The organism is Xanthomonas sp. Leaf148 (genome assembly GCF_001423585.1).
In the GTDB taxonomy this organism is placed as follows: domain Bacteria; phylum Pseudomonadota; class Gammaproteobacteria; order Xanthomonadales; family Xanthomonadaceae; genus Xanthomonas.
Window position 1 is genome coordinate 700,792 of sequence record NZ_LMOP01000008.1, and the last position, 22,106, is coordinate 722,897.

General features: G+C 64.1%; 20 protein-coding genes, 1 other RNA gene and 1 pseudogene. 8 read left to right on the forward strand and 14 right to left on the reverse strand.

The features are described 5' to 3' along the window. Positions 1-104: 104 nt before the first annotated feature. The 6 genes from ASF90_RS07740 to ASF90_RS07765 form a co-directional block, all read right to left on the reverse strand. Positions 105-2,021: an XVIPCD domain-containing protein gene (locus tag ASF90_RS07740; protein WP_055850245.1), complete on the reverse strand. Its 1,917-nt coding sequence runs from the start codon at positions 2,019-2,021 to the stop codon at positions 105-107. A 72-nt stretch (positions 2,022-2,093) separates the two neighbouring features. Next, complete coding sequence (locus ASF90_RS07745; RefSeq protein WP_055850247.1) at positions 2,094-2,855, reverse strand: hypothetical protein; 762 nt, start codon at positions 2,853-2,855, stop codon at positions 2,094-2,096. Between the two features lie 346 nt (positions 2,856-3,201). Beyond that, a complete protein-coding gene (gloA, locus tag ASF90_RS07750) occupies positions 3,202-3,726 on the reverse strand; it encodes a lactoylglutathione lyase (RefSeq protein WP_055848041.1) in 525 nt (174 codons plus the stop codon). A 215-nt stretch (positions 3,727-3,941) separates the two neighbouring features. Then, positions 3,942-4,994, reverse strand: a complete 1,053-nt coding sequence (locus ASF90_RS07755) for a copper resistance protein B (protein ID WP_055850249.1) — start codon at positions 4,992-4,994, stop codon at positions 3,942-3,944. A gap of 218 nt (positions 4,995-5,212) precedes the next feature. Further along, positions 5,213-7,015 carry a copper resistance system multicopper oxidase gene (locus tag ASF90_RS07760; RefSeq protein WP_055848046.1) on the reverse strand — a complete coding sequence of 601 codons (1,803 nt, stop codon included), beginning with the start codon at positions 7,013-7,015 and terminating at the stop codon, positions 5,213-5,215. Between the two features lie 225 nt (positions 7,016-7,240). Beyond that, complete coding sequence (locus ASF90_RS07765; RefSeq protein WP_055848049.1) at positions 7,241-7,636, reverse strand: CopL family metal-binding regulatory protein; 396 nt, start codon at positions 7,634-7,636, stop codon at positions 7,241-7,243. A 132-nt stretch (positions 7,637-7,768) separates the two neighbouring features. On the opposite strand from ASF90_RS07765, the gene ASF90_RS07770 reads away from it, so the two are divergent. The 3 genes and pseudogenes from ASF90_RS07770 to ASF90_RS07780 form a co-directional block, all read left to right on the forward strand. After that, the gene (locus ASF90_RS07770; protein WP_055848051.1) at positions 7,769-8,872 is read left to right on the forward strand and encodes a PLP-dependent cysteine synthase family protein; all 1,104 of its coding nucleotides are present in this window, start codon (positions 7,769-7,771) and stop codon (positions 8,870-8,872) included. 96 nt (positions 8,873-8,968) lie between these two features. Continuing rightward, on the forward strand, positions 8,969-10,993 hold the full coding sequence (locus ASF90_RS07775) for a M3 family metallopeptidase (protein ID WP_055848054.1): 2,025 nt from the start codon (positions 8,969-8,971) through the stop codon (positions 10,991-10,993). A 152-nt stretch (positions 10,994-11,145) separates the two neighbouring features. Next, positions 11,146-11,667, forward strand: a pseudogene (locus ASF90_RS07780) (SH3 domain-containing protein); the annotation flags it as partial. Positions 11,668-12,060: 393 nt separating this feature from the next. On the opposite strand, the gene fabB reads toward ASF90_RS07780, so the two are convergent. Together fabB and fabA are read right to left on the reverse strand one after the other, a co-directional pair. Beyond that, positions 12,061-13,269, reverse strand: coding sequence for a beta-ketoacyl-ACP synthase I (gene fabB, locus ASF90_RS07785; RefSeq protein ID WP_055848060.1), 1,209 nt, complete (start codon positions 13,267-13,269; stop codon positions 12,061-12,063). After that, on the reverse strand, positions 13,269-13,784 hold the full coding sequence (fabA, locus tag ASF90_RS07790; protein WP_039421849.1) for a 3-hydroxyacyl-[acyl-carrier-protein] dehydratase FabA: 516 nt from the start codon (positions 13,782-13,784) through the stop codon (positions 13,269-13,271). The genes fabB and fabA overlap by 1 nt, the downstream gene beginning before the upstream one ends. A 340-nt stretch (positions 13,785-14,124) precedes the next feature. On the opposite strand from fabA, the gene dinB reads away from it, so the two are divergent. From dinB to gph, 3 genes are all read left to right on the forward strand, one after another. Continuing rightward, the gene (gene dinB, locus ASF90_RS07795; RefSeq protein WP_055848063.1) at positions 14,125-15,204 is read left to right on the forward strand and encodes a DNA polymerase IV; all 1,080 of its coding nucleotides are present in this window, start codon (positions 14,125-14,127) and stop codon (positions 15,202-15,204) included. Between the two features lie 87 nt (positions 15,205-15,291). Further along, positions 15,292-15,367, forward strand: a non-coding RNA gene (locus tag ASF90_RS21770) — sX9 sRNA. A 117-nt stretch (positions 15,368-15,484) separates the two neighbouring features. Continuing rightward, positions 15,485-16,135: a phosphoglycolate phosphatase gene (gph, locus tag ASF90_RS07800; RefSeq protein WP_055848066.1), complete on the forward strand. Its 651-nt coding sequence runs from the start codon at positions 15,485-15,487 to the stop codon at positions 16,133-16,135. Between the two features lie 339 nt (positions 16,136-16,474). Here gph and ASF90_RS07805 read toward each other — a convergent pair whose 3' ends face one another. Continuing rightward, positions 16,475-16,867, reverse strand: coding sequence for a TfoX/Sxy family protein (locus tag ASF90_RS07805; RefSeq protein ID WP_055848069.1), 393 nt, complete (start codon positions 16,865-16,867; stop codon positions 16,475-16,477). After that, positions 16,864-17,346: a GAF domain-containing protein gene (locus ASF90_RS07810; protein ID WP_055848072.1), complete on the reverse strand. Its 483-nt coding sequence runs from the start codon at positions 17,344-17,346 to the stop codon at positions 16,864-16,866. The genes ASF90_RS07805 and ASF90_RS07810 overlap by 4 nt, the downstream gene beginning before the upstream one ends. Before the next feature lie 117 nt (positions 17,347-17,463). Between ASF90_RS07810 and bioD the strand changes: the two genes are divergently transcribed. Beyond that, the gene (bioD, locus tag ASF90_RS07815) at positions 17,464-18,138 is read left to right on the forward strand and encodes a dethiobiotin synthase (RefSeq protein WP_055848074.1); all 675 of its coding nucleotides are present in this window, start codon (positions 17,464-17,466) and stop codon (positions 18,136-18,138) included. Between the two features lie 165 nt (positions 18,139-18,303). On the opposite strand, the gene ASF90_RS07820 is transcribed toward bioD, so the two are convergent. The 4 genes from ASF90_RS07820 to ASF90_RS23990 all read right to left on the reverse strand — a co-directional run bounded on the left by ASF90_RS07820 (position 18,304) and on the right by ASF90_RS23990 (position 21,118). After that, positions 18,304-18,639: a phasin family protein gene (locus ASF90_RS07820; RefSeq protein ID WP_055848077.1), complete on the reverse strand. Its 336-nt coding sequence runs from the start codon at positions 18,637-18,639 to the stop codon at positions 18,304-18,306. Positions 18,640-18,830: 191 nt separating this feature from the next. Then, positions 18,831-19,184: a 6-carboxytetrahydropterin synthase QueD gene (gene queD, locus ASF90_RS07825; protein WP_055850251.1), complete on the reverse strand. Its 354-nt coding sequence runs from the start codon at positions 19,182-19,184 to the stop codon at positions 18,831-18,833. A gap of 169 nt (positions 19,185-19,353) precedes the next feature. After that, on the reverse strand, positions 19,354-20,739 hold the full coding sequence (locus ASF90_RS07830) for a DEAD/DEAH box helicase (protein ID WP_055848080.1): 1,386 nt from the start codon (positions 20,737-20,739) through the stop codon (positions 19,354-19,356). After that, entirely contained in the window at positions 20,729-21,118 is a 390-nt protein-coding gene (locus tag ASF90_RS23990; protein ID WP_153066583.1) for a hypothetical protein, read from the reverse strand. The genes ASF90_RS07830 and ASF90_RS23990 overlap by 11 nt, the downstream gene beginning before the upstream one ends. Between ASF90_RS23990 and ASF90_RS07835 the strand changes: the two genes are divergently transcribed. Beyond that, on the forward strand, positions 21,117-22,106 hold the full coding sequence (locus ASF90_RS07835; RefSeq protein WP_055848083.1) for a fumarylacetoacetate hydrolase family protein: 990 nt from the start codon (positions 21,117-21,119) through the stop codon (positions 22,104-22,106). The two genes, ASF90_RS23990 and ASF90_RS07835, sit on opposite strands and share 2 nt — an antisense overlap.

Consider the following 22,106-nt stretch of genomic DNA (forward strand, 5'->3'; position numbering starts at 1 on the left):
ACGCCTGATGTAATCCGACAAGAATCACGGGAAATGCATCCCTAAACCACAAGGGGCACTGATCCATCGATCAGTGCCCCTTGTGTCTTCCTATTGCAGAACGATCAGCCTACGCTGCGCGCCTGGTTACGCTGCTGCTCATTCTGATCTTGAGCCTGCGTCTGCGTCTGCGCGTCCTGCCGCACGGCATTGCTGCTTTGCTCCAACGGGCGCTCTGCAGCGGCGGCCTTGTCCGCATAGATCCGTTGGTGCGCCGGGTCGCTCGGCTGACCCTGTACAGCGAACAATCCGGTGCCGTCCTTGCTCTGCATGACCGCGTCGATGCGCTGCAGACCGCTGACCTTGGCTTCGAAGGCCAATGAACCCGCCGCATTTTCCAACGCACGACGGTCGGTGAATGCATTCGGACCCAGCTGTTCCAGCTTGCTAACGGCCTGGTTGTACAGCGGATGATCGGGATTGGTTTTTTCCGACAGCAACGGCGTCTTCTCGGCCTGCTTCAGTGCCTTGAGCGTATCGCCACCCACTACGCCATCATCCTGTAGCCCGTGTGCACGCTGAAAGGCCTTGACCGCTTCACCCGTTCGCTGACCATAGGCGCCGTCGGCGTCGAGCGCATTGCCCTTTGCGTCCTTGTAGCCCAACTGCTGCAAGGTCTGCTGCACTTTCAAAACCTCAGTGCCGTGCGCCTTGTCGCGCAGCACCCCGGATGTTTCTGCCCCAGCCTGCGCATGCGCCGGTTTGTGTGCGTTGCCGTCGTGAGACTGCTGCTTGCTTTGGCTGCGGTCCTGCAGCAACTCGCGCGCCTCGGACAGCGGGTCGCTGGCATAGAGCTTGACGCCCTTGGCGTGCTTGCGTTCAAGGTAGGTGTCAAGTGAACTGAGTTCGACGCCCTCGCCACCACGCGACTGGCTGATCTTGAGTTCGCCATCCTTGGGGTCGCGCACCACCATGGTGATGTGGTCGATGCCCTTGTAGCGCCCCTTGTCCCAACTCTGGGGACCATTGTCCTCGCCAATGATCATGCCCTCTTTGAGGGTCTGGGCAGTGACGTCTTTGCCTTCAATCAGCACGCCGGATCGCTCCTTCGCCTTTTCCAGGATCATCGCCGCACCGTCAATTGCCAGCTTGAATTCGTCATTTTTGCTGAACACGGTATGCCCAGCTTTGGCGTTGATCTCCTTCATGGTTGCGTTCTGCATCGTGGCTACCCAGCCAGAACAATCGACATATCCCTGCTCCGGGTGCTTACCATCCACACCTGCGTGCTTGCCGCTCATCGCGTATTTGACGTGGTCATACTTCTCCGTCAAATCGTAGGCAGCGCTTAGCTCGATAGGACCCTTCTGCTGTGCTGCCGGCGTCCGTGCTTGTTCAGGAGTGCCCTGTGTCTGCGTCGATACGCGTGAAGGTGCATCGTTAACTGGTTCGATGCCCTTTTCAGGGATTCGGATTCGATCAAACTTACTATCCCAGTATTGACTGAACGTTTGTGCCATTTCCTTGTCAGGAAGACGTTTAAACGCATCGTAGTCGACCCCTGTAACTTCCTTCAGGTCTTCTCTGGAGACATTGTTGATGATCTTCGCGCGGGTATCGGGGCGGATGAATTCGCCGTGTGTGATCGCCGACTGGATCGAACGATAGCCGTCTGCACCCTGCTGGTGCGCCATGTACAGGTCCATTCCATCCGGCTGCTCTTTGCCCGATAGATAGGGCATGCCGTTGTTACTATGGCGGTTTACCAGAATGCGACGATTGTCCTGATACAGTTGTGCAGCCGCATCGGTGTTAGCGACAGCATCCAACTCACGGCCCTTGATGCCGTATTGCTCAGCCGTTTGGGGTACGAACTGAAATAAACCTTTGGCGCTATCAGGGCCGCGGGATGCCTGTTCGTTAAACTGGCCGCCGGTTTCGATGTAGGCGAAGCGCATAAAGTCGTCGCGCGGAATATTCCGCTGCTGTGCTTCACGTTCGATGATGTCCAGTACTTCAGCGCGGGTGTAGTCACGTGCCATCGCGTTCTCCATGCGATTGAGGCGGCAGCATATGCTGCCGCGTTAAGTCGACCTGAGCCAATCCTTTGGCCCTTACCGGGAGGTCGACCGGTAGGTTTTCTGCGCCACATCGTAAAGGTATTCGGTCACAGTGTCACCCTGGCTGGCTGCTCCCGGAACGCTCACCCGCAACAGCGGCATGTCGCTACCATCTTGCGGCACGATTGCTAGCTTGCCGGTGACGTCGACGCAAGGGATGGAGCCGGGTGAGTCAGGTCCGCAGCTAGCGTCGTTATTGGAGCCGGCCTCAAGCGTTGCAACGTAGCGCCACATGTTTTCATCGGTTTTTGTCAATTCGTGCGGATTGAATAGCAGGATCTCGATCGTCCGCATGCGGACACCCGAGACCAGATACCACGTGGGTAACGCCAGCAGCATGTCGCCCGAGGGTGTGCTCCAGGTCTGTGGCTTGCGCTCGGTATCAACCTCGTTGCCTTTTTCGCTGCCCCCGAATTCACCAATGTAGGGTTCTACGCCTCGCAGCTTCCACGGCGACTTGCTACCAGGCTCGCTAGTCACGAACGTGGCCTGTGCCAAGGTCACCTTGGTGTCTGGCGCAGGGTAGTGATTCTCGCGCTCGGCACCGTAGAGCTCGGGCGTTTCCCAGGCGAAGCCGGTGTAGTAACGCGTACCACCGAGTTCAAATTGAAAGCCGTACCAGTAATTGATCCAGCTGCCATTGGCGACTTCGTAAGAAGTTGCTCCGTCGCCATCGAGGTTGCTGATGAAGTAGAGCACGCTATCCGGACGGGGGGGCTGGAGCTGTTGGGTTGAACCCTGGGTTGCATCCTGCATGGGAGAAGCATCCTTGTCTGAAGGTTTGGGGATGGCGCTGGCCGCGGTGGCGGCTGTCTTCGGAGGTGTGGCGTCCGTTGCCGCCGGCTTGCAGGCGGCGATCATCGCTAGCGCAAGGATCAGTGGAATCTTCCTGACGAGCATAGGGTGCATCCATTGCGGAGGGCGGCGAAAGTCTACTCCAGCGCGGCGATGTGTCCAGTCGTCGCGCCGAGCATTGCGGGGGCAGGATGCCCGCTGGACATGGGGCTTCGGGGTAAGCGGAGGTGTGGGGTTTTAGGCCTGCACCTCGTCCGTTGCATCACCCGTCCGCTGAAACCTTAGTGGTGCCGAGCGGCCTGCGTGCTCACGCCAGCGGTGTATTGGAAATGATCTCCACCCAATAGCCGTCCGGGTCCTTGATGAAAGCCAGGTGCTTCATGCGGCCGTCTTGCAGGCGTTTTTGGTATGCCACGCCGAGGCTGTCGAAGCGTGCGCAGGCGGCGTGGATGTCCGGTACCGAGACGCAAATGTGGCCGAAGCCGCGTGGGTCGCTGTTGCCGTCGTGATAGACCGGGCCGTCCTGGGTTTCGGTGCCGTGGTTGTGGGTGAGTTCCAGCACGCCAGGGATGCCGGCCATCCACAGACGGCGCGCTGCGTCGTCGTCGGGAATCGCTACGCCTTCCAGCAGCAGTGCGAGAAAGTACAGGCTGAACTGGGCTTCGGCGAAGTGACGCGCATCCAGCAGGCGGAAGCCGAGTACGCGCGTGTAGAAGTCCAATGAGCGTTGCGCATCCTTGATGCGCAGCATGGTGTGGTTGAACACGAAACCACTGGTTTCAGCGGGCGCGGTGCTGGCGCCGGGAACGTGTTGCAGATCGGTCAGAGGCATGTTGGGTTCCTTGTTGAAATCCGGGGCACAGGTCAGTGCTGCAGTGGATGCCGATGTTAGCGAGGCAATGGTTGTCGGCGTGTCTGCATTACGCGCGTCGGTGATCTGGCCGCAACGCGCTGTAGTCGATCATTGCTTTATGTCTGCGTTTGCCTGCGTACAGGCCGTGCGCATGGGCCGGAGCGGCTAGGTCCATGCGCACGGCTGTGTCCATCTCAAAACCAGATGCGCACGCCGGCGATGAAGCGGCTGTCGCGTGCCGGTTCGTCATCCATCGTGGCGCGCTGGGCTCGGTCGCCGAAGTTGCGCTGATGCACCCAGCCGATGTAGGGCGCAAACCGGCGCGTGATTTCGTAGCGCAGTCGCACGCCCGCTTCGAGCTGCTCCAGTCCGCTGTCGATGCCGCGCTGTGTATCCTCGCTCAGTGCGGTGTTTGCTTCCACACGCGGCTTCAGGATCAGGCGGTTGGTGAGCAGCACGTCGTATTCGCCTTCCAGGCGCAGGGCCGCGCGACCGCCGCTGCCCACGAAGAGGGTGGCCTCGGTTTCGAACTTGTACGGCGCCAGGCCTTGCACGCCGAATGCTGCCCAACTGCGATGGTCGGTGCCGATGTCCTGACGCACGCCAACCAGCACATCCCACCAGGGCGAAACGGCGTGGCCGTAGAACGCTTCGACCGACGCATCTTGCGTGCGCCCCTGTTGTCGCTCGCCTTCGCTGCGTAGCCAGAGCCGGTTGATGTCTCCACCGATCCACGCGCGCGCCTCCCATTCCTGGCCGCTTCCGCGATCGCTGTCGAAGGCCTCCAGTCGATCGAGTAGCACGTACCGGTTGACTCCCGTGCCATGCATCGCGTGGCTCTGCAACGGGGCGAAGGCCGCTGCGATGTCTTCGGCGGTCGGCTCTGGAATCGGCTCGCGTGGCAGTGCGGTGCTGTGGATGGATGCATGCGTTTGCATCGGCACGTTTGTAGGCGCGTCCTGATGCATCTGCGCATGGTCCATAGGTGTGTGATCCATCGGCATCTGCTGCGCTGGGGCTTCATCCATGGAAGCGTGATTCATCGCCGCGTGATCCATGGAGCCATGCTCCATGCCCGCGTGCGACATGTGGCTGTGATCGGCAGGCGGTTTTGATGCGGATTTCTGCGTCTCGGCATGCTGCAGCGCCGGTACATCGGTGTGTGCTGCATGTTGTGCGGCGTCGTGGTGAGCAGTCTCTGCAGGCGATGACGCCTGACCGACGTGCTTCTTGTGCGCGTGGGCCATCTCGATGGCAGGAGGCGTGTCCTGCGCAGTTGTCGACTCCGCATCCGACGCTGTCACCGTGTGCAAATCGGCATCGTCAGCTTCGGCCGTCATCTGCATTGCATGCACATGCGTGTCGTGCGCTGCGTCGTTGCTCTGTGCATCCACATGTTCCTGTGCGGCCAACGATGCACTGAGCAACCACGTGCTCACGAACAGTGGGCGTAGACGTAACGCGCTCATGCGTCCACCCGCACTTCGCGCATCATGCCCGCTTCCATGTGGTACAGCAGATGGCAGTGGTAGGCCCAGCGGCCGAGCGCATCCGCGCGCACGCGGTAGCTGCGGCGCGTGCCGGGCGGCATGTCGATGGTGTGCTTGCGCACCTGGAAATTGCCGTCGGCATCTTCCAGGTCGCTCCACATGCCGTGCAGGTGAATCGGGTGTTGCATCATGGTGTCGTTGACCAGCACGATGCGCAGCCGCTCGCCGTAACGCAGCCGCAGCGGGTCGGCCGAGGCGAAGGCGATACCGTCGAAGGACCACGCGAATTTTTCCATGTGGCCGGTCAGATGCAGCTCGATCTCGCGACTAGGCGCGCGGCCATCCGGGTCGTCGAACAGGCTGTGCAGATCGCCGTAACACAGCACGCGGCGGCCGTTATCGCGCAGGCCTATGCCGGGGTCGTCCAGTCGCGGTGCAGTGGCATTGCTGCGCATGTCGATCAATGGATTGCCAGTTTCGCTGGCGGAGTGGTGCGGTGCCTTGTCCGATGCGCTGTCCGGGGTGTGCGCATGCTGGGCCGGCATCGGCATCGCATGTCCGGCATGCATGTCGCCCTGCATGGCATCGTCAGCGTGCATAGAGTGATCGGCATGTCCCATGCCATCGCCATGCCCCATGTCCTGCATGGTCAGGATCGCGCGTGGGTCCAGTGTGGGAATTGGCGCCCGCAGGCCATGCCGCACTGCCAGCGTGCCGCAGGCAAATCCGGTGCGGCCCATGTCCTGCGCAAACAACGTAAACGCGTCCTGGCCGGTCGGTTCGATGAGCACATCGAAGGTTTCGGCCGCGGCAATCCGCAGCTCGTCCACGCTGACCGGATGCACGTATTGGCCGTCGGCGGCGACCACGGTCATGCGCAGGCCGGGGATGCGGATGTCGAAGTAGGTCATCGAGGAGCCATTGATGAAACGCAGCAACACCTTTTCGCCGGGAGTGAACAAGCCGGTCCAGTTGCCGGCCGGCGCCACGCCGTTGAGCAGATAGGTGTAGGTGTTGGCGTTGACGTCCGACAGGTCGGTGGGTGTCATGCGCATGCGCCCCCACATGCCGCGGTCGGCCAGTGTCGCGCGCAAGCCGTCTTCGCGGGCATCGCGCACAAAATCGCCCACCGTGCGTTGCGCGTAATTGTCGTGGCTGGGCATCTGTTTTAAACGACGGAACAGCGCCGCCGGGTCGAGATCGGTCCAGTCCGATAACAGCACCACATGTTCGCGATCGTGGCGGTACGGCGGCGGTGTCAGCGGGTCGATGACGATGGCGCCATACAGGCCGGCCTGCTCCTGGAACATCGAGTGGCTGTGGTACCAGTAGGTGCCGGATTGGCGCAGCGCGAAGCGGTAGTGATATTCCTGGCCCGGCGCGATGCCATCGAAGCTCATGCCCGGCACGCCGTCCATGTTGGCGGGCAGCAGCAGGCCATGCCAATGCACCGAGGTGGGCTGGTCGGTCAGCGCATTACGCACACGCACGCTCACCGTGTCGCCCTCGCGCCAGCGCAGCGTTGGCGCAGGCAGGCTCTGATTGACGGTGATGGCAGGGCGCGTGCGCCCGGTGAAATTGACCGGCAGGCGGCCGATCTGCAGCGACTGGCTGCTGCCGCGCAGGACCGGCGTGGAGACCGCGCCGGCCGCACGCGCATCGGTGCGCCACAGCCCGGCGCCTGCGGCAAGCCCGCCCAGGGCCAGGCCTTGCACAAAACGGCGCCGGCTGAGGGTGGGTGTGGATGTTGGATCGAACACAGGGGAATCGGAAGACATGTCACCTCCGGCGCGTCTGCAACAGCAGGCAGACGCAGCGCATCGCTGGGAAATCCCGCGTGCGAGGACGCGGGGCGAAGCATGCGTGGAATGGCCGATGGACGCGGCGCGCGATCGTCGGATCAGACGGACGACGCACGGATCGTCGAAGCGTTCGCGCAGCCCCTGCCGATGCTGAGCAGCGGCGACGCAGCGCTGATGAAGCGCGTCGTGTCGTATCGGCCGTTAGCCGATGGGAGGTCGAACCGGTTGTTCGTGTGCCGGGCTGGCACGGCCTTCGTCCAGGGCGGCAGGCACCGCGGAATGACCGAGCAGCCCTGCCGGAACCGCAGGCAGGGTCAGCAAGGCCAGGCTGCCGTGTTGCAGGCAGTCACAGCTGCCCAGCTTGCAGCAGTCGCTTGCGTGCGCGTGTTGGGTCTTGTCGGGCAACGGCGCCGTATCGGGCGCTGGCATGGCGTCATGGCAAGGCATTGCTGCTGTCATGCGCGCCTGCATCGCGTGCGTTGCTACCTGCGGCCTGGCCATGTCCGGCATCGCCATGCCTACCGACGCCCACGCGCCGGTGGCCGTATTGGCGACCAGGCACAGGCATAACAGCAGGCGGAACAGGCAACGCAGCACGGGCGGTCGGGGCTGGCAAAGGACGCTGCGAGCATACCACCGGCCCGCAACTGTCCGCCCGATGACTGCCCGCCCCGGGTGCGCGCCTGGCGGCGGTAGAATCGGCGTCTCTTTCGCATCACGTCCGTGCCCATGTCGCAGCGCCAGTGGGTGGCCGCCGCCATCCAGAAGATCGAGGCCGATTTCAATCGTTCGGCCGACACCCATCTGATTCCGATGGGCCTGCCGGGCTATCCGGGCATCGACCTGTACTTCAAGGACGAGTCCAGCCACCCCACCGGCAGCCTCAAGCACCGCTTGGCGCGCTCGCTGTTTTTGTATGCGCTGACCAATGGCTGGCTGCGTGCAGGGCGCCCGGTGATCGAGGCGTCCAGCGGGTCGACTGCGATTTCCGAAGCCTATTTCGCGCGCTTGCTGGGGGTGCCCTTCATCGCGGTGATGCCGGCCTCGACCTCGCCGGAAAAGATCGCCGCGATCGAATTCCAGGGCGGCCGCTGCCATCTGGTGGAGCGTGCCTGCGATCTGGACAGCGCCTCGCACCAGCTCGCGCGCGAGACCGGTGGGCACTTCATGGACCAGTTCACTTACGCCGAGCGCGCTACCGACTGGCGCGCCAATAACAACATCGCCGAATCGATCTTCAAGCAGCTGGCCGAAGAACCGCACCCCATCCCCGACTGGATCGTCTGCAGCCCCGGCACCGGCGGCACCAGCGCCACCTTGGGGCGCTATGTGCGCTATCGCCGCCATCACACCCGCATCCTGTGCGTGGACCCGGAAGTGTCGGTGTTCTTCGACGGCTATTGCCGCGCGGTGGACGGGCAGTGCCCCAAGGAGCTGGCGATCACCGGCGGCTCGCGCATCGAAGGCATCGGCCGGCCGCGGGTGGAATCGAGCTTCATCGCCAGCTGCGTGGATGAAATGATCAAGGTGCCCGATGCCTTGAGCCTGGCCGCGATGCGTCACGTCAGCGCCACCCTGGGCCGTCGCGTGGGCGGTTCCACCGGTACCAACTTCATCGGCGTGCTGCACGCCGCGCAGCGGATGCGCGAGGAAGGCCGTCAGGGCTCCATCGTCAGCATCCTGTGCGATGCCGGCGAGCGTTACGCGCACAGTTACTACAACCCGGCCTGGTATGTGGAACGCGCGATCGATGTCACCGACAGCGATGCGGCCATTGCCGGCGCGGTCAACGGCGGCGCATTGCCGCAGCTGCCTTGTGCTGCGCTGGAATGATCGCCATATCGGGAGCCTGCTGACGCGCGCCGCGTGTCGGCAGGTGTCACCCGACATCTTCGTCATCCCTGATCCAGTCCACCGCCGGAGCGCCTCATGACCAACCCGCTGCTCGACCTGTCCGGACTGCCGTCCTTCGATGCCATCCTTCCCGCGCACGTGGGCCCGGCGATCGACCAACTGCTGGCCGAGGCGGAAGCGGCGGTGAAGGCGGCCGAGCAGGTCAGCCCGGTGAGCTGGAACAGCTTCGTGGTGCCGCTGGACGATGCCACCGAGCGGTTGTGGCGCGCGTGGGGCCAGGTCGGCCATCTGCAGGCGGTGATGAACACGCCCGAGCTACGCGAGGCCTACAACAGCAATCTGCCCAAGGTGAGCCGCTTCGGCAGCGCGCTGGGCCAGAACCTGGCGTTGTACGCGCAGTACAAGGCGCTGGCGCAATCGTCGGAAGCGGCCGATTACGACGCCGCACGCCACAAAGTGCTGGATAACGCGCTACGCGATTTCCGTCTTGGAGGCGCCGAGCTGGACGACGAGGCCAAGGCGCGCTTTGCGCAGATCCAGGAAGAGCTGTCTGCGTTGGCGGCCAAGTTTTCGCAGAACGTGCTCGACGCCACCGACGCATGGTCGTACGTGACCGAAGACGACACCCAGTTGTCCGGCCTGCCGGCCGAAGTGATCGCCGCCGCCCGCGCTGCCGCCGAGAAAGATGGCGTGCCGGGCTGGAAGTTCACCTTGCAGATGCCGTGCTATCTGCCGGTGCAAAGCGATGCCGATAGCCGCGACCTGCGCGCGCTGCTGTATCGCGCCAACGCCGAGCGCGCGTCCGAATTCGGCGATGCCGCGCTGGACAACAGCGCCAATATCGATCGCATTCTCGCCCTGCGCGCAGAGCTGGCGCAGCTGCTCGGGTTTGCCGGGTATGCCGACTATTCGGTGGCCACCAAGATGGCGCAAAGCCCGGATGAAGTGATGGGGTTCCTGCGCGACCTGGCGGTGCGCGCCAAGCCCTATGCGCAACGCGACCGCGCCGAACTCGAAGCCTTTGCGCGCGACGAACTTGGCCTGGACGACCTGCAGGCCTGGGACCTGGCCTACGTCAGCGAAAAGCTCAAGCAGGCGCGCTACAGTTTCTCCGAGCAGGAAGTGAAGCAGTATTTCACCGAGCCGAAAGTGCTGGCCGGCCTGTTCGACGTGATCCACAGTTTGTACGGCCTGCGCGTCAAGCCCGACAGCGCGCCGGTCTGGCATGAGGATGTGCGTTTTTACCGCCTCGAAGATGCGCAAGGCGCGTTGGTCGGCCAGTTCTATCTGGATCTGTACGCGCGCGAAGGCAAGCGCGGTGGCGCGTGGATGGACGATTGCCGCAACCGCCGCGAGACCGCCAATGGCGTGCAGACGCCGCTGGTGTATCTGGTGTGCAACTTCGGCCGTGGCAGCGGGGATGCACCGGCCACGTTCCGGCATGGTGAAGTCACTACGCTGTTCCATGAAATGGGCCATGGCCTGCATCAGCTGCTCACGCGGATCGGCGAGCTGGGTGTGGCCGGGATCAACGGCGTGGAATGGGACGCGGTGGAATTGCCCAGCCAGTTCATGGAGAACTTCTGCTGGGAATGGGAGCGCGTACAGGCGATGACCGCGCACGTGCAAACCGGCGAGCCGCTGCCACGCAATCTGTTCGACCGGCTGCTGGCCGCGCGCAATTTCCAGAGCGGCATGTTCACCGTGCGGCAGCTGGAATTTGCGTTGTTCGACATGCAGTTGCACATCAGTTTCGATCCGGCTCAGGACAGCGTGCTGCAGCTGATCGAGCGCGTGCGCGACGAGGTGGCCGTCAATCGCCCGCCGGCGTGGAATCGCTTCCCGCATCAGTTCAGCCACATCTTTGCCGGCGGCTACGCGGCTGGTTACTACAGCTACAAATGGGCCGAAGTGCTCAGCGCCGACGCCTATGCCGCGTTCGAAGAAGCACCCGAGCAAGTTGCCGAGACCGGTGCGCGCTTTCGCTTTGAGGTGCTGTCGCGTGGCGGAAGCCGTAGCGCTGCCGACAACTTCCGCGCCTTCCGTGGTCGCGCGCCCAGCATCGATGCGCTGCTGCGGCATAACGGCATGGCGGGCTGAGCGGGCCAGTCGTGCGCCTGCCATCGCTGGCAGGCGTTGCGTTCGCAATGCAAGCGTTCGCAATGCAGTGAGGTGGGTTGTCGTTTAAGCGCAGCAGCGCGGTCACTCAGGTGGCCGATGCGCGACTGGATCAGCACATCAAGGAACGTGCAATGCAGCAACGTCTGTCATGGAGTTTGGTGGTGTTGATTGCCGCGGCGGTACCGGCCGCGGCGCAGCACGCCGGTCACGCCAGCAGTCTGGCTGGCCTGCGCGCAGGCCCGGGCGAGGAATACCGGCGCGTGGGCGAGGCCAGCGCCGGCAACGCGCTCACGGTCTATGGGTGCCTGAAAAACGGCACATGGTGCGATGTGCGTACGCCGGATGCGCGCGGCTGGATGCCTGCGCAAGCGATCGCACTGGAGCGCGGCGATCTGAGCCGCGTGGTGCCAAAAATCGAGTTCTCGCTGGACACTTATTGGGATGCGCATTACCGCGGCCGCGAATGGACCGTTGAGAGTGAGCGCGCGCTGTGGCGCGACCATTCACCCGGCAACTCGCCGGCGCTGGAAGTGCTTGCGCCCGGTGAGGGCCTGCCGCAAACCGGCGACCCCTCCATCGCAAGACGCGCCAAGCAGGAGACACGCGTAACTACCGAACGGACCAACCGCGAGCGAGCCGAGATCGATGCGGCCAGGAGCTTGCAGTTCAAGCGCGATCAGGCCCGCACGGCGTGCCGCAGCAGGCAGCGCGCACAAGAGCAAAGCGCTGCCAGGGACGCGAATGGCCAGCCCGCCAGTAGTGGGACCTCGATGGAAGATTGCGACCGCTTGCGGGACGAATAAGGCACCGCACCTGCGCCTTGGCGCAGGGCGGTAACGCGTGATTGCACGTCGCTGCTTTCACATAGGCATGTCGTCAACATGCGCGCTGGCAACGCTGTTCTGGTGCATCGCGGTTGCTTGAAGTTGCACCGCCCGTCTTTCCACTGATGGACGAGGGGCAAGCCCTTGCACGGCGCGGACACGGATCGACTCTCCGTACCCGCGTGGCAGCACAACGCGCTCACGCGCGTTCGCATGCAGCCATCACGCCCGCCCGAACACCAGTGTGCCGTTGGTCCCGCCAAAGCCGAAGCTGTTGGACATCACCGTGTTCAAGGTCGCTTCCTGTGTCTGCCGCAGGATCGGGAAGCCTTCGGCGCGCGGGTCGAGTTCGTCGATATGCGCCGAGCCGGCCATGAAACCATCGCGCAGCATCAGCAGGCTGTAGATCGCCTCATGCACGCTGGCTGCGCCCAACGAATGACCGGACAGCGCCTTGGTCGACGACAGCGGCGGTACGTTGTCGCCGAACACCGCGCGCACTGCGCCCAGTTCGGTGACATCGCCCAGCGGTGTCGAGGTGCCGTGCGTGTTGAGGTAATCGATCGGCCGATCCAGCCCCTGCATGGCCATGTGCATGCAGCGCACCGCGCCTTCGCCGCTGGGCGCCACCATGTCCGCACCATCGGAGGTCACGCCATAGCCGAGCAGCTCGGCATGGATGCGTGCGCCGCGTGCGATGGCGTGGTCGTAGTCTTCCAGCACCAGCATGCCGCCGCCGCTGCCGATGACAAAACCGTCGCGCTGCGCATCGTACGGGCGCGAGGCCACTGCCGGGCGATCGTTGAAGCCGGTGGACAGTGCGCCCATCGCATCGAACATCACGCTCATGGTCCAGTGCAGTTCTTCGCCGCCGCCGGCGAACATCACATCCTGCGCGCCATGCCGGATCAAATCCGCCGCCGCGCCGATGCAGTGCGCCGAGGTCGCGCAGGCGGCCGACAGCGAATAGCTCAGGCCACGAATCTTGAACGCGGTCGCCAGCGAGGCCGACACCGCCGAGCACATCGTACGCGGCACCATGTACGGGCCGACCTTGCGCACGCCGCGGTTGCGCAGCAGGTCGGCGGTTTCCACCTGCCATTGGCTGGACCCACCACCGGAACCGGCGATTACGCCGGTGCGCACATCGCTGACCTGCTCGGCACTCAGGCCCGCATCGGCAATCGCATCGCGCATGGCCAGATAGGAGTACGCAGAGGCGTCGCCCATGAAGCGTTTGAGCTTGCGGTCGATCAGGGCTTCCAGATCCAGCGTGACCGCACCGCCCACCTGGCTGCGCAGACCGGCCTCGGCATGGTCAGGCAGGGCGGTGATGCCGGAGCGGCTTTCGCGCAATGCGGTGGAGACGGTGTCCAGGTCATTGCCCAGACACGAATTGATGCCCATTCCGGTGACGACGACACGACGCATCAGAAGTTCTCCGTCGAAGTGAACATGCCCACGCGCAGATCCTTGGCGGTATAGATTTCGCGCCCGTCAACCAGCATGCGCGCATCGGTCTGCGCCATCACCAGCTTGCGGTTGATCACGCGGCTCACATCGATCTCGTAGCTCACCAGCTTGGCGCTGGGCAGCACCTGGCCGGTGAACTTGACCTCCCCGCAACCCAGCGCGCGGCCGCGGCCTGCAGCGCCGATCCAGGTCAGGAAGAAGCCGGTCAGCTGCCACATCGCATCCAGCCCCAGGCAACCGGGCATCACCGGGTCGCCGATGAAATGGCAACCGAAAAACCACAGGTCGGGGCGCACATCCAGCTCGGCGCGAATCACGCCCTTGCCGTGTGCGCCGCCGGTGTCGCTGATCTCGGTGATGCGGTCGAACATCAGCATCGGGTCGTTCGGCAGCCGGCCGCTGTCGGGTCCGAACAATTCCCCGCGCGCGCTGGCCAGCAATTGGTCGCGCGAATACGCACTTTGACGAGTCATGACAAACGTTTCCTGCAAGGAGCGAATGGCGAAGCCGGCAAGGGTGCATGAGCCGGCGCGGTTCAATCAAACGTTTTATCCGTACGCATGCGTGCTGTTTTCAGACGATTGCGCGCTGCGGCACGCAATGGGGGGCGTCGCCACCTCGGCCTGGCACACGCAATCCAGCCGTCGGCAACAGCGACATCGGGACGCCGCCATGACGGTCCAGCGCGATGGCGAAGGCGAGAACCGGCGACGGTCGCGCCCGTTTCGTGCCGCTTTGCCGTGAGTACTGGATCAAGGCGTGAGACGCGGCTGCTCTATCATGGCCACAGCCCTGTTAAGAGACACCAGCTTGATGCGCAAGATCGTGCACGTGGACATGGATGCGTTCTACGCGTCCGTGGAGCAACGTGACGATCCCAGCCTGCGCGGCAAGCCGGTAGTGGTGGCCTGGCGCGGCGCGCGCTCGGTGGTCTGCGCGGCCTCCTACGAGGCACGCACCTTCGGTATCCGCTCGGCGATGCCGGCGCTGCGCGCCGAGCGGCTCTGTCCGGATGCGGTGTTCGTGCCGCCGGATTTTGCGCGTTACAAGGCGGTGTCGCGGCAGGTGCGCGAGATCTTTTATCGGCATACCGATCTGGTCGAACCGTTGTCGCTGGACGAAGCCTATCTGGATGTCACGCACGCCAAGACCGGCATGCAGCTGGCCACCGAAATCGCGCAACTGATCCGCACCCAGATCCGCGACGAAACCCGGCTCACCGCATCGGCCGGCATCGCGCCAAACAAATTCCTGGCTAAGATCGCTTCGGATTGGCGCAAGCCCGATGGCCAGTTCGTCATTGCACCCAGTCGCGTGGATGCGTTCCTGCTGCCGCTCAAGGTCAATCGCATCCCAGGCGTGGGCAAGGTGATGGACGGCAAGCTGGCGGCGTTGGGCATTGTCACCGTGGCCGATCTGCGATTGCGCCCGCTGGAAGAATTGCAGGCGCATTTCGGCAGCTTCGGACACAGCCTGTATCGCCGTGCGCGCGGCATCGACGACCGCCCGGTGGAGCCAGACCAGGAAGTGCAGTCGGTGTCCTCGGAAGACACCTTCAGCGAGGATCTGGCGCTCGATGCACTGGACCCGCACATCCTGCGCCTGGCCGAAAAAACCTGGCTCGCCACGCGTCGCACCGAGCGGATCGGGCGCACGGTGGTACTGAAACTGAAGACCTCAAGCTTTCGCATCCTGACCCGCTCGTACACGCCAGATCAGCCACCGGCTTCCTTTGATGCATTGGCGCAGATTGCGCTTGCACTGACCAAGCGCGTGGAGCTGCCCGACGACACACGCTATCGCCTGGTCGGAGTGGGGTTGAGCGGTTTCAGCGATGTCGAAGAGGGCGCGGTGCAGGGAGAGTTGTTCGGCGAGATGTCGCAGGCGCAGTGAGGTCGTGCCTGCGATGCCGTGTGGTGGAGCAGCTACCAGAACGGCTGTGCTCACCGCCGGGCGGGCGCAGCCGGTGCTCGGTGCGGCATTACCACGCGAACACTCCGGGTCTGAGCGCGCTGTCCACACCCACCTGATGACTGCTCGCGACGTTGTGTTAGCCGCTCTCAGCTTGCAGCCTTCAGCGATGACTGCATCACGCATCTGCATCGCGCACGCTGACACGGTCTGAATCCAGCCGCTCGTACACTGCAGTCCGCTCCCCAACGAGGCGTTGTGCATGTTTCCGTATCCGCTGGTGATCTTCGACCTGGACGGCACGCTGGTGGACAGCGCACCCAATATTGCCGAAGCGCTCAACGCCACCTTGCACGAACTCGGGTTGCAGCAGTTCAGCGAGGCGACGATCCGCGGCTGGATCGGTGAAGGCGTGCACGTGCTGCTTGCCACTGCCTTGCGCGAAGCCGGCGGCACGCACGATGCCGATACCGCGATGCCGGTGATGATGCGTCACTACGAAGCCAGCCTGCTGCATAACCCGCAGCTGTATCCCGGTGTCGGCGAGGCCTTGGTTGGCCTGCGCGAGGCCGGTGCCACGCTGGCGTTGTGCACCAACAAACCATCGCGGTTCATCGCGCCGCTGCTGGAGCATCTGGGCATCGCGGCGCATTTCAGCAGCGTGCTCGGTGGCGATTCGCTACCTCAGCGCAAACCCGATGCCGCGCCGCTGCTGCACCTGGCCAGGCAATTCCAGCATGCACCGCAGCAGTGCCTGATGGTTGGTGATTCGGCCACCGATGCAGCGGCCGCAAACGCAGCGGCAATGCCGTTGGCGATGGTGCGCTACGGCTATCTGCGCGGTTTCGATGTGCAGAGCTCCGGCGCGGTGGCAATCATGGATGACATGCGCGAGCTGCTGGCATTGACCTAGAGCGGCCGACAAAACGACCGCGCGGCAGCCAGGCGGTCGTGATCGGTGATCGGTGCAGCGCGTCCTGTTTCCTTACCTGCGGTTCTGAGCGTAGCGTCCGCACCCAACCGACGATCGCTTCGTAGCTGCTGTTAGCTGCGTCTGGTGTACGGCGCGACACGATAATGCGGTCGACAGCGGAGTGGGTGCGCTAGCTGGAATTCGCAGCAGGGTTTTTGCGTGGTGTGCCGCTGACGTTGTGACCAAGCCCTGCGCGCAACGCTCGCAGCCATCGTGTCAGGTACTGCCGCACTGCGCCGATACCAGACGCCGCAACTGCGCTCCACCCACTGTGTGGCCTCAGTCCTCGCGCGTCTGGCTCAGGTCCGCAGCGTCATCGTGTCCTTCGAGCATGTCGCCATGCGTATCGTCGTTGTCCGCCCGCGCGTAGTGCACGGTTTCCACCGGCCCCGCGACCGCGCGGCCGCGCACTGGCAACAGCGCACTGGCCACTTCGTATTCCGCCAGCAAGGCATGCCGACGCGCTTCCGGCACGTCCTGCCAATGGCAATCGGTCAACGCGCCTTCCAGCGAATACAGCAGATTGAGGCTGGGCTTGAAACCGGCGCGGCGGACTTTGACGAAGGCGCCCACCGCGCCCACTGCCTGCAGATCCTCTTGCGTACGCAGACCGACCTGGCGCAGCCACGCCGCACTTTTCGGGCCGATGTTGCGCAGCCGTTCGGTGGTCACGTCAACGCACCGACGAAAATCTGCGCGATGGCCTCCAGGCCCTGCTGATCGTCGGCGTCGAAGCGATCCAGCTCCGGGCTGTCCAGATCCAGTACGCCGATCAACGTATCGCCCTTGACCAATGGAATCACCAGCTCCGAGCGCGATGCCGAATCGCAGGCGATATGCCCGGGAAACGCGTCCACGTCGGCAATGCGCTGGCTCTGTCGGGTGCTGGCGGCCGCACCGCACACGCCCTTGTCCAGCGGAATACGCACGCAGGCCGGCAAGCCCTGGAATGGACCCACCACCAGCTCGCGGCCATCGTAGAAATAGAAGCCGGCCCAGTTGAGCGACGGCAGCGAATTGAAGATCAGTGCGGCCAGGTTGGCGGCGTTGGCGATCCGATCCGGCTCGCCGTGCACCAGGGCTTTGGCCTGGGCGGTGAGCTGGGCATATTGTTCCGGCTTGCTGCCGGTCAGCGACGAGGTGGCGAACATGGCCGAAGTTTAGCAGCGGCCATCCGCAGCGGCATTGCGACTCAGCCGCGCGTTCGGATCCGCACGTTATGCTGCGCGCCCTCTCGGCAATGGCGGCCCGGCCGCAGGATCGAACGCATGCAGCACCCTGCGTTGTACGTCACCGGCACCGACACCGGCATCGGCAAGACCATGGGCAGCACGGCGTTGCTGCATGCGTTGCGCGCGCGCGGGCACACCGCGGTGGGGATGAAGCCGGTCGCCAGTGGCTGCGAACAGACGCCGGATGGCTGGCGCAATGAAGACGCGCTGGCGCTGCAAGCGGCCAGCGACCCGCAGCCGGACTACGCCACCCTCAACCCCTACGCCTTTCCCGCACCGCTGGCACCGGAGCTGGCCGCCGCCGATGTCGGCGTGACCCTGTCGCTGGACCCAATTGCACAGGCGTTTGCGCAATTGCGTCGCCAGGCCGAGGTGGTGGTGGTCGAAGGTGTCGGCGGTTGGGCCGCCCCGCTCAGCGCCGATCTGGACCAGGCCGATCTGGTCCGCGCGCTGCAACTGCCGGTGGTGCTGGTGGTCGGCGTGCGGCTGGGCTGCATCAACCACGCGCGCCTGACCGCTGCAGCCATCGCCGCCGACGGGCTGGAGTGCATCGGCTGGATCGCCAACGCAATCGACCCGCAGATGGAGCGCGTCGAAGAGAACATTCAGATGCTGCATCAGCGTTTGGCGATGCCGTGCTGGGGGCGGATCCGTTGGCGCCCGGGCGCCGATGCCGCCAGCCAGGCGCAGGAGCTGCGGCTACCGATTTAGTAGCGCCCAGGCGGCAAGCACGCCAGTACCACTCGCCGCGCGCAAGCCGCGGCGACAGATGGCCGGCAAACGCACAATAAAAAAGCCCGACAGAGGGAGGGATCTGTCGGGCCGGATTGCATGGGGGGAGGGACCCATGCAAAGACGCTGAATTTTTGGTGGCGCTTAGCTGCGCCGTGTCTTGCCTGCTGCGCCGGCCTGCTCGCTGCCGGTGTCGAACTGCTGCTTGGCAAACTGCCCAAGCTCGCTGGACATCTTCAAACCCATCCCGACCACTTCCTGGTTGGCCGAGGCCAGACGTTCCAGGTTGTCGCGGGCCAGTTGCAGACCTTTCGGCCAGAGCGTCTGGTAGGCACCCAGGTCGCGTGCCTGCGCAAACTCACCGAAGAAACTGGTGGTGGCGGTGACGTTCTGCTCCAGCGTGTCCAATGCCAACTGATTGGCACGTGCTGCAGCGGAGGCGAACTGACTGGTAAAGCTGTTTTCGAACTGCGCCGACATTGCGAACCCCTTCGGGAAAGCCGTGACCGTTTGTTGCGTTGCAGCATACGCGGATATTGTTGCGATGCAACACGTTTCCTGAAGTTTTCCCAAACTTCGTTGGAAAGCTTTGCAATTCAAACGGTTAGATGATCGTCAAAAACGACGAAACCGCCCATCAGGCGGCTTCGGGTCAAACAGTGCGCATGCGGTCAACCGCGATAGCGGCAGCCGGACGTGCAGGTTTCATGCACCACAATCTCGCTCAACTGCGGCAAGGCCGGCTTGAGCTGCTGCCAGATCCAGATCGCCAGCCGTTCGCTGGTCGGGTTCTCCAGCCCCTCGATGTCATTGAGGTAATGGTGGTCCAGGCGGTCGTAGATCGGCTGGAAGGCCGCCTTGATATCGCCGAAATCCATGATCCAGCCGGTGTCGGCACCCGGTTCGCCGCTGACGTGCAGCTCGACTCGGAACGAATGGCCGTGCAGCCGGGCGCACTTGTGGCCGGGCGGCACATTGGGAAGCCGATGCGCGGCTTCGAGCGTAAAGACTTTGAAGATATCCATGACGGTGATCGGCAAGCAGTAACGAAAGGGAAGGGCAGGTGCCGGCGTGGTGCCGGATCACGCAAGGGTCCGGACCGGCCGGGCCCGATACAAAACAGGCCTGAATACAAAGCGGGCCTGATACAACAAGGGCCGCATGGCGGCCCTTGTTCTCAGCAGACGCTGTCTATCAGGCGCCGCGGTTGGCCGGACGGCCAGCGCCGCCACGGCTGTCGCGCCGGCCGGCACCTGCGCCCGCATTGGCCTGACGCGGCCCAGCGCTGCGCTGGCCACCCGGCTTCTTCGGGCCGGCATGCGCATGCGCCTGACGCGGTGCATCGCCATGCGGACGACGCGCGTGGCTCTTGCGCGGTGCGCGATCGCCACCCGGCTGTTCGGCACGGCCCGGGGCGCTGTTGCCCCAACGGATCGGGGTCTGCGGCTCGTAGCCCGGCACGTCGCGGATTTCCACGTCGCGGCCCAGCATGCGCACGATCTGACGCAGCAGCTTGGCTTCGTCCTGCGCCACCAGCGAGATCGCCTCGCCGGTAGAGCCGTTACGGCCGGTGCGGCCGATACGGTGCACGTAGTCCTCGGCCACCATCGGCAGGTCGTAGTTGATGACCTTCGGCAGCTGGTCGATATCGATACCGCGCGCGGCGATATCGGTGGCCACCAGCACGGTCACGCGGCCGGCCTTGAAGTCGCTCAGTGCACGCATGCGCTGGCCCTGGCTCTTGTTGCCATGGATCGCCGCGGTCTTGATGCCGGACTTTTCCAGGAACAGCGCCAGCTTGTCGCTGCCATGCTTGGTGCGCGCGAAGACCAGGGTCTGCTCGCGGCTGTCCTGCGCCAACAGGTGCAGCAGCAAATCGCGCTTGCGCGCGCCATCGACCGGGTGCACGCGGTGGGTGATGCTCTCGGCCACGGTGTTGCTCGGGGTGACCTGGATCTGCATCGGGTTGCGCATGAACTCCAGCGCCAGCTGCTTGATGTTCTCTTCGAACGTCGCCGAAAACAGCAGGGTCTGACGGTCCTGGCGCGGCAGCTTGGTCAGGATGCGCTTGATCGACGGCAAAAAGCCCATGTCGAGCATGCGGTCGGCTTCGTCCAGGATCAGCACTTCGATGCCGGACAGGTCCACGCTGCGACGCTCGATATGGTCGATCAGACGGCCCGGGCAGGCAATCAGCAGGTCCACGCCACGACGCAGGGTGTCGAGCTGGTTGCCCATGCCTACGCCGCCGTAGATCACCGCGCTGGGAATGCGCAGGTACTTGCTATAGCCGCGCAGGCTGTCGTGCACCTGGGTGGCCAGCTCGCGGGTCGGGGTCAGGATCAGCGCGCGCGGCTTGCGCGGGCCATTGACCGGCTGCGGGGTGGTGCCCAGGTGCTGCAGCAGCGGCAGGCCGAATGCGGCAGTCTTGCCGGTACCGGTCTGTGCGCCTGCCAGCAGGTCGTGACCGGCCAGCACCAACGGGATCGCCTGCTGCTGGATCGCAGTGGGGGTTTCATAGCCCTGCTCGGCCAACGCGCGCAGCAGGAAGGGCGCAAGGCCCAGGGATTCAAAAGACATCAGGAAGCTCCAAGTAAAGCGTCGCCACCAGGCCAGGCCCGGAGCGCAAACGCATTGCAGATGCAAAAAGTGAGGCTCGGAGCGTTCCCGTGAACCGCGCTGCGAGATGGTGGAACAACCCGATCAAGAAGCGATGGGTTTGTCGGCACCACGAAAGGCGTCGGGTGGGGCGGGCGAGCGGATCGATCGATCCTGGCCTCGCCGGCGGTCCCAAAGGGAAACGGACGGCCGCATGCAGACCAGACAAGTGTACGCGCGTTTGGCGCGCTGCACAAAAGACCGCGTCTGCGGTTGGGCTACGGGTCAGTTGTTTCAGGTGCAACCACTGTTGCAACAGGTCGTACAATCGGCCGATCAGCCACAGCAACAGGATCGTCATGAAGCTAGGTTCCCTGAAGGAAGGCGGCCGCGATGGCAGCCTGATCGTGGTCTCACGCGACCTGAGCAAGGCCGTGCAGGCCACCGGCATCGCGCCGACGCTGCAGCGCGCGCTGGAAGACTGGAGCAACGTCGCGCCACGGCTGAACGCCTTGTCTGCCTCGCTCGACGACGGCAGCGCCGATGGCGTCTTCGATCTGGATCTGCAGGCGCTGGCCGCGCCGCTCCCGCGCGCTTACGAATTCGTCGATGGCAGCGCCTACCTGCCGCATGTGGAGCGGGTGCGCCGCGCGCGCAATGCCGAGGTACCAGAGAGCTTCTACACCGATCCGCTGATGTACCAGGCCACCAGTGCCGGCTTCTACGGCCCGCGCGATGCCATCAAGGTGATCAGCGAAGACCACGGCATCGATCTGGAGGCCGAAATCGTGGTCATCACCGACGACGTGCCGATGGGGGTCTCGCCCGAACAGGCGGCCGCGCATATCCAGCTGATCGGCCTGGTCAACGATGTCTCGCTGCGCAACCTGATTCCGGCCGAGCTCGCCAAGGGCTTTGGCTTTGTGCAGTCCAAGCCGCGCTCGGCGTTGTCGCCGGTGTTCGTCACCCCCGACGAGCTGGGCGATGCGTGGCGCGACAGCAAGGTCCATCTGCCGCTGGTGACCCACGTCAACGGTGCCTGGTTCGGTGCGCCGGAAGCGGGTAACGACATGCAGTTCGATTTCGCCCAGCTGATCGCCCACGCCGCCAAGACCCGTCCGTTGTCAGCCGGCACGATTGTCGGCTCCGGCACCATCGCCAATCAGGACACCACGCTGGGCGCGTCGTGTTTTGCCGAACAGCGCGTGGTCGAGACCTTGCGCGATGGCAAGCCGAGTACGCCGTTCATGGCGTTCGGCGATGTGGTGCGGATCGAGATGTTCGATGCCAGCGGCGCCAGTATCTTCGGCGCGATCGAGCAGCGCGTCGAACGGCAGCCATTGCCATGA